Consider the following 12159-nt stretch of genomic DNA (forward strand, 5'->3'; position numbering starts at 1 on the left):
GTGAAAATTTTATCTATACGACTCAAAAATCTCGCGTCTCTTTCGGGTGAACATTTTATAGATTTTGAATCTGAACCTTTAGCTTCAGCAGGTTTAGTGGCGATTGTTGGAAAAACAGGAGCAGGAAAATCAACCATTTTGGATGCCATGTGCCTTGCTCTGTTTAATAAAATCCCACGTTTAAAAGACAGTGATGGTAAATTACAGGATGTTGATGGCTCTGAACTTTTAACCAACTCGCCACTGACTGTACTACGGCGTGGTACCGCACACGGCTTTGCTGAATTATGTTTTGTGGCACAAGACCAAAAGCATTATTTGGCACACTGGGAACTTAAACGTTCCCGTGAAAAAGCAGATGGAAAACTACAAAGTGTCCAACGCTATTTAAAATGCTTAACCGATGGAACAGTAGTAGCAGATAAAGCCAAAGCCGTTGAATCAGCGATTTACAAAATTACCCAACTGAGTTTTGAGCAATTTACCCGTGCAGTTCTTTTGGCACAGTCCGAAGTTACAGCCTTCTTAAAAGCACGTGACAATGAACGTGGTGAATTACTTGAGTATTTAACCAATTCATCCATTTTTGGAAAAGTCGGCCAATTGGCCTATGAAAAAACCAAATTGGTAGCATCAAAACGTAAGGAATTGGAAAATCTTCTCGGTCATATTGAACTCCTCTCTGAGGAAGATGCCGCTGAATTACACATACAATTCCAACATATCAATCAAGACTATAAAAAACTTGAAGATGAAAAATCGCAACTTGAAAAACAGCAGCAATGGTTTGAGCGTAAACAAAAACTGAATGATGAAATTGTCGTTAAGCAACAGTTGCTTGATACACAATTACAGACGCAACAAGGCTTAATCCCTGAGCGTGAACGTTTAAATCGTTTAGAAATATTCTCAGAGATTCGCTCTAGTCTTTTTCAAAAGCAACAACTGATAAAAACCGAACAGCAACTCGCACCACAAATTCAAAAACAACAACAGCTTTTTGATGCATTACAAGTTCAATTTGACACTGAAAAGACCCGTTTTCTCCAAACTGAAAGCACTTTAACTGAACAACAAAATTTCGAAAATACCCATCGTGAGTCTTTGAGTGAAGTACGGAAATGTATTCAGGAGCGGGATTTTATTGGGGTCGAATTTAAGAAAATTCAGACCAGATTAAATGATTTAGAATCGTCTAAAACTCCACTACTCAATCAACAACAACAACTAGAACATCATATTCAGCAGATTACAGAAAAACGAAATATTTTAAATCAGCAACTTGCAGACACTCAACAGTTCTCAAGTTTGGATAAAGGTTTAACTGCACATGTGCAACAGTTAACTCAATTTATTCAGCACTATCAATCTATTGAAAATCAATTAGGGAATCTGTCTCAAGCTGAAACGAGATTAATTGAGCAAAAAACAAAATTACAAGATTCAATTCATCAATTTGGAACTGCGGAGCAACTTGAAACTCAGCTTGAACAAACACGCCAACAACGTGAATCGAAACTGAGCCAACTCAACCAATTGGCTACGTTACAACAAAAATTAGCCCAGTTTTTTGAATTAAAGATTGAATCCCAGCAACTCAATGACCAATTGAATCGTTGCTCAGCGCAATTTCAACAACTTGAAAAAACCACAATACAGGCTGAACAAGATTTCCAAACGGCGAAACAAGCCCGTTTAAAACTGCAAGAGGTTCTACAACAACAACGCTTATTACATACTGAAAATGTAGAACATTTAAGAGCTGAATTAGTAGATGGTCAAGCTTGTGTTGTCTGTGGAAGCATTTCTCATCCCTATCGTCTTGATGATTCTGCTGTATCTAAAGTACTGTTTGAGCTACAACAGCAACAGGAACAACAAGCCACGCTCAAAGAACAACAAACATTTAACCTTTGGCAAGCGGCTCAACAAAACTTGACCAAATTAAGTGTCGAACAGGAACAGTTCAAGTCATCTATCCGAAATGTGTCTGAAAAAATCACGATCACACAACACCAATGTATTGAACAAGGTCAATCTGCCCAAATCCCAGTGGACTTAACTCAGACACAATCTGAAATCAAGCAGCAATTGGAGCAACTTACCCAGCAATATCAGCTTGATATTCAACAGTTTGAAATGCAATCTAAGCAATGCGTTCAAAACATCAAAATTCAGCAGCAATTAAGTCAAAGCATTCAGCACACTGAACATCTATTGCAAAATGCCAATAACCTACACAATCAGGTTCAGCATATTGTCAATTGCTTAGCTGACCGTGAAAAAGATACCTGGCAACAGCACAGCGTACAGACTGCACAACATATCTTGAGTCAATTAAATACGCGTACACAACAACTTGAACAATTTGAGTTATTGTCGAAACAGCATGATCAATATCTACAGCAACTCAATACAGCTCAACTCAATATAGCGAATGCAACCAAACAGATTTCTGAAACTGCTCACAGCTTGAACGAGATAAAACTAAAAGGGCAACAAAATACAGAATTGGCAAATCGACTCATTCATAGCATGACAGGATTAACAGAGGTTAAGCCGAATGAATGGTTAACTCAGTATGAGCATGAATACCAGAAAACCCAGACGCTTTACCAACAACAAAAGCAAAGTTTTAACCAATTACGCAATCAATTTGAGCAGGAAAAAAGTCAGCTCGAACAACTTAAAGCCCAGCAACAACACAATCAGAATAGCCTCAATCAAGTGAATCAGGATATTCAGCAATGGCTCACTCAGCATCCAGCTTTTCAGCCTGATGATTTAGAGCACTTGGCTCAAATCACGGCGGTACAAGAACAACAGATTCGCCAACAACTGCAACATGCTGAACGAATGTTAAATGAGGCCAACTCAGCACTTAACACCATACAAGAGCAATTAATCGAACATAAGCTCCATCAACCCGAAATTGATTTTGAACAGCTACAACAATTGATTTTGGATAATGTGAATGCTTTAAAAACCCAATTTGAAATCCGCGATCAGTTAAAACTCAAACTTGAATTGCATCAGCAAAATCTTACTAAGCAAAAGCAATTTGCTGATCAGGTTCAACAAGTACAACAGGAAGAACATCGCTGGGGCAAAATTTCAGGCTTAATGGGAGATGCGACCGGTAAGAAATTCCGTGATTATGCACAACAGTATAATCTGGATATTTTACTCGAACACGCCAACCAACAATTGGCGATGTTGTCTCAACGTTATACCTTAAAGCGATTAGATAACTCACTTAGTCTTGCCATCATTGACCATGATATGGATGGTGAAACCCGTTCTGTTGCCTCACTTTCAGGGGGGGAGTCGTTCTTGACTGCCCTTGCCTTATCTTTGGCAATTGCCAATATGGCATCGGGTTCAATGAAAATTGAATCTCTCTTTATTGATGAAGGTTTTGGAACATTGGATGCATCTTCTTTACATATGGTCATGAATGCATTAGATCAATTGCAGAATCAAGGGCGTAAAGTTGTATTGATTTCACATATACAGGAAATGCATGAACGTATTCCTGTGCAAATTCAGGTACGTCCTTTAGGAGCGGGTGCAAGTACGATTGAAGTGGTGAGTTAGTGTTTAACTCACACTTCTTAATTTAAATTTTTATCGTATTCTGCTTGTATCTTATCGCAATAAGGTTTCATTGCAGTCACTGAATTTTTAAAACCATTCAAAGCTTCATCAAATGTACGCTGATCTTCAGCAAACTCTTGATCGAATTGCTCTTTATACTTTTGATTATTCAACAACATTTTAACGATTTGCTGTTGATGAACACATCTCCTATGCGCGCTCATTATATTATCATCTTGAGCCGTATTCGCAATTGAATCCATGAGAGATGCAACAAGGGATTCAAAAACCTCCTTAAACGCTTGATAAGTCTTTTGCTCTGAAACAATCGCTTTGTTCAGCTCAGGATTTACACTTGTATTTGCATGAATTAAAGATGTAACCAATAAACATAGAATTGATAGTAAATATTTAATATTTTTCATTATTCTTCCAAACAATTAAAAAAGAAGTGCTTATAAGCACTTCTTTACTTTATTCTTTATCGATCTGCGGGAAATGCATTTGGTGGAGGTGCATATTTATTCACGGGTTTAGCCTCATCTTCTGGTGCTTCCAACTCATATAAAACCGTACCAATTACACCAGCATTCTGAATGGAACCATTCTCTGAGTTCGCAGCATACGCATCTTTAGGCTTACTAAAAGTGAAAGAAGCAACAGCAGATTCACTCTTACGGAAACCTTCAATTTTCAATGAATCATGAGCATGTAAGACATAACCGGAATTGCTTCGGGACGCCTCACTGCCATCAATGACATCTACACCATCAACACTGGCAACCACTTCAAAGGTTTTAGCTGTGTTATTTTCATACTGAAGTTGATAGCTTTGCCCTTCACGCCCTGACAAATAGTAGCTTTGTCCAACACGATACATTGGAATTCGGTTTCCACGATCATCTACAACAGAAAAACTCACTTTTCCTGCAGCTATAGAAATTGCATTGACTGTTTTACCTTTGTAGTTCTTATCTGCATATTGCACGATAGTTTCAGCAAGAGGTGAATCAGATTTACGCTTTAACTGCACTTCAGTCACATGGGAGTCAATTTCATCACCCCACTTTGTGCCTAACTTTTCATCAGCTGCAACTTGATTGTTGGCTGCTTCAGCAGCAGCATCTGCACTGGTCGCTTCAGTTTGGGGTGGTGATGCGCTTTCATCTGTTTTTTTCGAACATGCAGCTAGAAAAATACACAACAAAAGACAGAGAAATATATTTATATTTTTCATTATAAAACCTATTTTAAAGTTTATAAGTTACGTAGATTATTATCAAAGTCATAATATCGTAGCTGTTTTGACTGCGCTATTTTTAAATTATTGCAATTGTGTAACATTATAACATCTCAAAAAAAGAGGGATAATATCCCCCTCTCTCGTTTTGATATTTTTAATTAATCCGCAGGAAAGGCATTTGGTGCGGGCGCATAAGTATCCTTAGATTTTTTGGGTAGATCGTATTTAGGTGCTTTTAACTCATACACCACTGTACCAATCACACCAGTATTTTGAATAGAACCACTGGCAGAGTTGGCAGCATAAGCATCATTTGGCTTACTAAAAATAAATGAAGCTACAGATGAGTTACTTTTTCTAAAACCTTCAATCGCAAATGAGCTATAAGGTCTTAACACATAACCACTATTTGAACGTGAAGCTTTACTTCCATTAAGAACATCTAGGCCATCGACACTTGCAACAACTTCAAAGGTTTGGCTACTGGTATTGGCATAACGCAATTGATAGCTTTGTCCATCACGGGCTGAGAGATAATAACGCTCACCATCGCGATACAGTGGTAAAATTCGCCCACGATCATCTACAACAGAAAAGCTAATTTTTCCAGCGGCTAAAGAAATGCTGTTAATACTGCGTCCTGAAAATTGCTTACTGGCATAACGAATTTGAGTTTCATCAATAGGATTACTACTTAAACGTTTTAAATCAACTTGAGTCACATACGAACTCACGTCATCTCCCCATTTCGTTCCCAAACGCTCTTCCGACTTTACTCGATTTTGGTTGGAAATTGGCGCTGGTGCAGCTTTAGCTGTTGCTGAGGTAGGTGAAGGTGCAGATTCGATTTCTTGTGAAGTAGCATCCTGAGTTGAAGAATATTTTGCAGTACTACAAGCACTGATTAAAGCACAAAGACATAACCATAATAATAGTTTGGATTTATACATATTCTATTCCAGTTTTTAAATTTTATTCAAATCAGTATAGTCAAATTGAGGATCATATTACATCTAGAATTGTTGAGTATATTTTAAAAAAGTTAACTGAATAGTTTGCCTTAAAGTAAATTCCAAATGCTTAAACGGATACTCATCAGCTTCATTTTACCAGTACATAGAATTGTTTTTTTATAGTGATTTATCTTAGCCAATGTAAAAATCTAATTACTATTCAAAAGAATAAATACCAACACAAATCAAAAACTGTATGTAGAAATACAGTTTTTGATTTCATTCATGCAACTACTCAGCTTGTATAGGTCTTAGAGTTAGAATCTGTTCACTACGTCCAAATGGCCCATAAATATCATGTAAGACAGAACTGGTTAAACCAATACCATCGTCACCATATTGTTGTACGGTTTCTAAACCTAACCATTGACCTTGAGGCAAACGATATAAATGAATTTGTAAATCTAAGTTTGGAAAGCCCCAATTAAAAGGGGGGGTTTGTCTCGCCACGACACCATTTGCAGTATCGATCATTCCCATTAACTTCACAAATGACGATGTCGGTCGACCTTCAACCATATCCAAAGTATTGCTAAGCCACACAATACCAGCTCCTTGTCGACGTTGCTCAGTCCTTGCTTCAATCGAATGAATATAGCCACCAGGCCATTGACGTATTTCATCCCAAATTGGTAACTGTTCAGGCGTACCAATAGATTGATCCTCTAAACCTGCAACAATTTGACTATTATTGGTCATCATGCGCCAAGTTCTCGCCACAATGCTTATTTTACCTTGTGTAACCATTTCGGATTCAATCAGTTCAATGGTCTTGCCAGCACGAATCACTTTTGTCCGAATATAAAATTCACCACCCGCAATTAATCCAAGAATATCTAAACTTATACGACCAATTCGAACATCATTTCGAGGTGAAAACTGCTCTAATTCAGCACAAATAACCCCTGTCGCTGGTGCCATATGTTGCTCATGCGCATTCCAAGCCCCTTGAGCATGATGTGTCGATTGATAATGTGCAGTCACTACACCCTGCTCATCGATATGACGCTGAATCAATTGATAATATGCAGACATAAACTTCCCTATCACTCTTAAAAATCATTCGCTATACATATAATTCCGCATTATTTTTGTACTCGACTTAAGCAAAGAAGTCTAATACTAATAGGAAAAATGACCCATAGCGTTCAATATTTTCACACTGGATTGAACGCTTAAATTTAAAGTGAGATATTAAAAAGAGTGACATATTGAAAAGTCAGTATTTGAAAGCCTATATTTAACCGATGAGTAAAACGACAGCTGAAAAAATCAGACAATAAATACCAAAGAAATGCCAGCGGCCATGTTCAAGCCAACTCGATAGCCATTTTAAAGCAACAAGACCTGCAATAAAGCTAAACAGCATCCCAAACATGCTGGGTAAAAGCAGTTGAGCTAAATGAATACTTTGAAAATTCTCGGCATGTAGCAATCGATAAAGCTCTTTTACAATCACCGCTGGGGTTAACACCACTGCCAAGGCAAAACTAAACTCTTCCGCTTTTTGGCGAGCGACACCTAAGAATAATCCTGTTGAAATTGTTGCACCTGAACGTGAAAAACCACGGAACGGCAAGCATAAAGCTTGAACTGCGCCAATCCATGCCGCACTTTTCATCGTCACATCACCAACCTGTCCACGATCTAATCGAGAGGATAAAATAATCAATACACCAGCAGAAGCTAAAGCAGCAGCCATTAATTTTGAGTTGCTAAACAATTGCTCAATTTCAAAGTGGTTTGCCCCAGCAAAAAAGACATGTTTGATCATCGATTGTAGTGCCAATCCGAGTACGCCCGTGATGCCTGTTGCAACAATCACAAACCATGCTTGTTTTTTAAAACGATCCCATGACGAAAAATAGGTTGTGCGCCAAGACTTCCAAAAATACACAATGACCGCAAACATGGTTCCTGTATGTAGCATCACCAATAAAAACGTCATATCAGGCGCTGATGGGTCAAAACCCATCAATTTTTCAGCCACAATCACATGCGCTGAACTGGATACAGGCAGCAGTTCTGCAAACCCTTGTATGATGGCAAGAATAAGTACATGAAAAATAGTCATCAACAATCTCAACGGATTAGAATTATTGATGCCTTATACGTTTACAGCATTAAATCTAAATTAAAATAAACTTAAACCCAGCGAAAATTAAGTCAGCCTCCAAGCCAGTTTTAGTCTGACCTTTAACGCTGACTTGAATAATCTCGTGCACCAAACAAAGCCGTCCCGATACGTACCATGGTTGACCCTGCGGCAATGGCTTCTACCATATCTCCAGACATCCCCATGCTCAACGTATCCCAATCTTCAGCATGCGCATGATGAACTTTAACCTGATCAAATAATTGCTTTGCATCACTAAATGCTTGCGGATGATCAGGTGCAGGAATCACCATTAAACCACGTAACTTTAAATTCTTTAATTGACTGATTTGTTTCACCAGATCTGCCACATCATCAGGCTGACAACCATCTTTACTATCTTGTGCATCAATATTGACTTGCAAGCAAATATTTAATGGTGTTTGAGTAGCTTCTCGTTGATTTGAGAGACGCTCTGCAATGATAAAACGATCAACTCCATGCACCCACGCAAACTTTTCAGCAAGATGCTTGGTTTTATTGCGCTGCACATGACCAATAAAGTGCCATTCGATCTCTAAATCTTTTAAATCTTCAATTTTTTCGAGCGCTTCTTGTAAATAATTCTCGCCAAAAGCACGCTGACCCGTAACATACATTTCTTTTAATAACGTACTTGGATGTGTCTTGGAAACTGCCAACAACTGTACCTGACTCACATCTCGATTTGCAGCCAAACAGGCCTGCTGAATTTGCGCGAGTACATGATTTCGAGCTTGATTTAGATCATTCATTGACAAGGTTCTCATTTCATAAAAATTTCAGCTTCCAAGCAATGAAATTGTTGGTTATGCTGAGTGAAAGGCCTTATTATTCTACAAAATAATTAAGCAAATAGGTTTTTATTCGGGGACATTATGGATATTACAGAATTATTGGCGTTTTCCGTCAAAAACGGTGCATCTGACTTACACCTTTCAGCAGGTATGCCACCGATGATTCGTGTCGATGGTGAGGTCCGTCGTATCAATTTACCAGCACTGGAACATAAAGAAGTTCACAGACTGGTTTATGACATCATGAATGATAAACAACGTCGTGATTTTGAAGAACAATTAGAAACTGACTTCTCATTTGAAGTTCCAGGTATTGCCCGTTTCCGTGTCAACGCATTCAACCAAAACCGTGGTGCGGGTGCTGTATTTCGTACCATTCCTTCCAAAGTATTGACCATGGAAGATTTAGGTTTAGGACAAATCTTTAAGGATCTTTGTGAGTTACCCCGTGGTTTGATCCTTGTAACAGGTCCAACAGGTTCCGGTAAATCAACCACATTGGCCTCTATGATTGACTTTATTAACGATAGTCGCTATGACCATATTTTAACGGTCGAAGACCCAATCGAATTTGTACACCAATCTAAAAAGTGCCTCATCAACCAACGTGAAGTGCATCGTGATACACATGGCTTTAATGAAGCACTGCGTTCTGCATTACGTGAAGACCCTGACATTATCTTGGTTGGTGAGATGCGTGACCTTGAAACCATTCGCCTGGCTTTAACTGCAGCAGAAACAGGTCACTTGGTTTTCGGTACACTACACACCACATCAGCGGCAAAAACCATTGACCGTGTGATTGACGTATTCCCTGCTGAAGAAAAAGACATGGTCCGTGCCATGTTATCAGAATCATTACAAGCGGTTATTTCACAGACCCTGCTGAAAAAGAATGGTGGCGGACGAGTTGCAGCACATGAAATCATGATTGGTATTCCTGCAATTCGTAACTTGATTCGTGAAAACAAAGTTGCACAGATGTATTCAGCAATTCAAACCGGTGCAAACTATGGTATGACCACATTGGATCAGAGTTTAAAAACACTGGTCGCCAAAGGTGTTATTAGTCCTCAAGTTGCAAGAAATGTAGCAAAACAACCAGAATCATTCTTATAAAATGGATTATTGAGGTTTAAAAAAGATGGACTTTAATGACTTGCTCAACATGATGATTGAGCAAAAAGCATCAGACTTATTTATTACCGCGGATGTTGAACCATCAATGAAAATTAATGGTCAAATTGTTCCTGTGGTAAAAACCAAGTTAAACGGCGAAATTATTATGCAATTGCTAAACTCTATTATGAGTGAAAAGCAGCGTAAAGAATTTGCTGAGACGCGTGAATGTAACTTTGCCATTACCAATCGCGATAAAACTGCGCGTTTCCGTGTCAGTGCTTTTCAACAACGTGATATGCCAGGAATGGTTTTGCGTCGTATTGAAACTCAAATTCCGACCATGGATGAGCTTAAATTACCACCTATCCTTAAAGATCTCGCAATGACCAAACGTGGGATCATCATCTTTGTTGGTGCAACAGGGACAGGTAAATCAACTTCGCTTGCGTCCATCATTGGTTATCGCAATCAAAATTCTAAAGGTCATATCATCACCATTGAAGACCCAATTGAATTTGTACACGAACATGCAGGATGTATTATTACCCAACGTGAAGTGGGAATTGATACAGATTCTTTTGAAATTGCACTTAAGAATACTTTGCGTCAAGCACCAGATGTGATCTTAATTGGTGAGATCCGCTCTCGTGAAACCATGGACTATGCCATCGCTTTTGCTGAAACAGGTCACTTAGTCTTTGCCACACTGCATGCCAACAACGCCAACCAAGCAATTGACCGGATTATTCACTTCTTTGAGTCTGACCGTCATAGCCAGTTGTTTATGGATTTATCACTTAACCTCAAAGCCATGGTTGCGCAACAATTGATTCCAACACCAGACGGTAATTCTCGTCGTGCTGCAATTGAAATTCTCATCAACTCACCGTTAGTTTCAGACTTAATCCGTAAAGGTGATGTACATGAAATTAAGGATTTGATGAAGCGCTCTCGTGAATTGGGTATGCAGACATTTGACCAAGCTTTATTTGACCTCTATAAAGCGGGACAAATTACCTATAAAGACGCACTTAAACATGCTGATTCTCCAAATGATTTACGTCTACAAATCAAATTGGATGAAGAAGGTGGTGCACAGCTACTCAATTCAAATAGCAAACTCACCTTTGATGGACAGTAGCTCAAAAGTAAAAAATAAGCTGATATAAAAAGAGGGGGCTTAGTTAAGCCCCCTCTTCATTTGTTGTATTTATGTGATTCTAGCGCTTACGATAAGCTTCCTGACATGCAGGTTCATCACAATAACCGTACAGATTCAAAGAATGTCCAGTCAATTGAAAGCCATGTTTCTCAGCTACCGAATGTTGCTCATGCTCGATGGTTTCATTAGTAAATTCAACGACTTTATTACAATTTTGACAAACCAAATGATCATGATGATCTTCTTGCATAATTTCAAAAACAGAATGATTGTTTTCGAAATGATGGCGCTGGATAATTCCAGCAGCTTCAAATTGTGTTAACACACGATATACGGTCGCTAGACCGACATCTTCACCTTGTTCGAGTAATGTTTTATAAATGTCTTCCGCGCTCAAGTGGTGTTGTCTTGAATTTTCTAATAATTCCAAAATCTTGATTCGTGGTAGGGTAACTTTAAGTCCAGCTTTGCGTAAATCTTGATTTGAAATAGGCATATAAAAAGGTCTCTCAACAAATTTTAAGTTGGAATATGCAACAGAGTTGAGATGCAGTATGATCTATCCTTGGATCAATTGCATCATAATTAATTTGGGATAGTGTAGCAAAATGCAAAAAATCATGCTGACGTTATTCGTCGCTTCTTTACTTGGTGGTTGTTCTGTATTTGGAGTATACAAAGTCGATATTCCTCAGGGAACACCGTTAACCCAAGCTCAAGCTTCAAAAATTCAAGTCGGTATGACCTACCAACAAGTACAGTTCTTGTTGGGTAGCCCAACAGTCTCAGATCCATTGAATCCAGGACGATGGGATTACATTTACAACTATATCCCAGGAACTTACGCGAAAAAAGCGAAGATTCCCGCAGCACATGGCCAACATTTAAAGGTTTATTTTGATCAATCAGGTGTCGTAAACAAAATTGAAGGTTTAGAAACCATTCCTGAGTCTCAACCTGGTTTACCTGCTTCTAAAGAAGCAATATTGAATGCGCCCCCACTATAGACACTTTGCGATAAAAAGAAACCCCTCAATGAGGGGTTTTTCATATGCATTCAATTGTTTAAAGCGATTATTGTAAATAACGCC

General features: G+C 38.6%; 11 protein-coding genes. 4 read left to right on the forward strand and 7 right to left on the reverse strand.

What is annotated here, in order from left to right:
* Entirely contained in the window at positions 1-3597 is a 3597-nt protein-coding gene (locus F981_RS14365) for an SbcC/MukB-like Walker B domain-containing protein (protein ID WP_004722720.1), read from the forward strand.
* Between the two features lie 17 nt (positions 3598-3614).
* Here the strand turns inward: F981_RS14365 and F981_RS14370 are convergent, their stop codons facing one another.
* The 6 genes from F981_RS14370 to F981_RS14395 all read right to left on the reverse strand — a co-directional run bounded on the left by F981_RS14370 (position 3615) and on the right by F981_RS14395 (position 8742).
* Positions 3615-4022, reverse strand: coding sequence for a hypothetical protein (locus tag F981_RS14370; RefSeq protein ID WP_004722722.1), 408 nt, complete (start codon positions 4020-4022; stop codon positions 3615-3617).
* Positions 4023-4078: 56 nt separating this feature from the next.
* On the reverse strand, positions 4079-4834 hold the full coding sequence (locus tag F981_RS14375; RefSeq protein WP_004722724.1) for a hypothetical protein: 756 nt from the start codon (positions 4832-4834) through the stop codon (positions 4079-4081).
* Between the two features lie 164 nt (positions 4835-4998).
* Entirely contained in the window at positions 4999-5790 is a 792-nt protein-coding gene (locus F981_RS14380) for a hypothetical protein (RefSeq protein WP_004722726.1), read from the reverse strand.
* 294 nt (positions 5791-6084) lie between these two features.
* A complete protein-coding gene (locus F981_RS14385; protein WP_004722728.1) occupies positions 6085-6888 on the reverse strand; it encodes a thioesterase family protein in 804 nt (267 codons plus the stop codon).
* Positions 6889-7093: 205 nt separating this feature from the next.
* The gene (locus F981_RS14390) at positions 7094-7927 is read right to left on the reverse strand and encodes an undecaprenyl-diphosphate phosphatase (RefSeq protein WP_004722731.1); all 834 of its coding nucleotides are present in this window, start codon (positions 7925-7927) and stop codon (positions 7094-7096) included.
* Positions 7928-8049: 122 nt separating this feature from the next.
* Positions 8050-8742: a YggS family pyridoxal phosphate-dependent enzyme gene (locus F981_RS14395; protein WP_004722732.1), complete on the reverse strand. Its 693-nt coding sequence runs from the start codon at positions 8740-8742 to the stop codon at positions 8050-8052.
* A gap of 123 nt (positions 8743-8865) precedes the next feature.
* Here F981_RS14395 and F981_RS14400 point away from each other — a divergent pair, with 123 nt between their 5' ends.
* Together F981_RS14400 and F981_RS14405 are read left to right on the forward strand one after the other, a co-directional pair.
* Positions 8866-9903 (forward strand): type IV pilus twitching motility protein PilT, encoded by a 1038-nt coding sequence (locus F981_RS14400; protein ID WP_004722735.1) that lies wholly within the window; start codon positions 8866-8868, stop codon positions 9901-9903.
* A gap of 25 nt (positions 9904-9928) precedes the next feature.
* A complete protein-coding gene (locus F981_RS14405; RefSeq protein WP_004722736.1) occupies positions 9929-11047 on the forward strand; it encodes a PilT/PilU family type 4a pilus ATPase in 1119 nt (372 codons plus the stop codon).
* 79 nt (positions 11048-11126) lie between these two features.
* Here the strand turns inward: F981_RS14405 and fur are convergent, their stop codons facing one another.
* On the reverse strand, positions 11127-11564 hold the full coding sequence (gene fur, locus F981_RS14410; RefSeq protein ID WP_004722737.1) for a ferric iron uptake transcriptional regulator: 438 nt from the start codon (positions 11562-11564) through the stop codon (positions 11127-11129).
* A 112-nt stretch (positions 11565-11676) separates the two neighbouring features.
* Between fur and F981_RS14415 the strand changes: the two genes are divergently transcribed.
* On the forward strand, positions 11677-12075 hold the full coding sequence (locus tag F981_RS14415) for an outer membrane protein assembly factor BamE (RefSeq protein WP_004722739.1): 399 nt from the start codon (positions 11677-11679) through the stop codon (positions 12073-12075).
* The last annotated feature ends 84 nt before the right edge of the window (positions 12076-12159 follow it).

It is taken from the genome of Acinetobacter guillouiae CIP 63.46, from assembly GCF_000368145.1.
GTDB lineage: Bacteria > Pseudomonadota > Gammaproteobacteria > Pseudomonadales > Moraxellaceae > Acinetobacter > Acinetobacter guillouiae.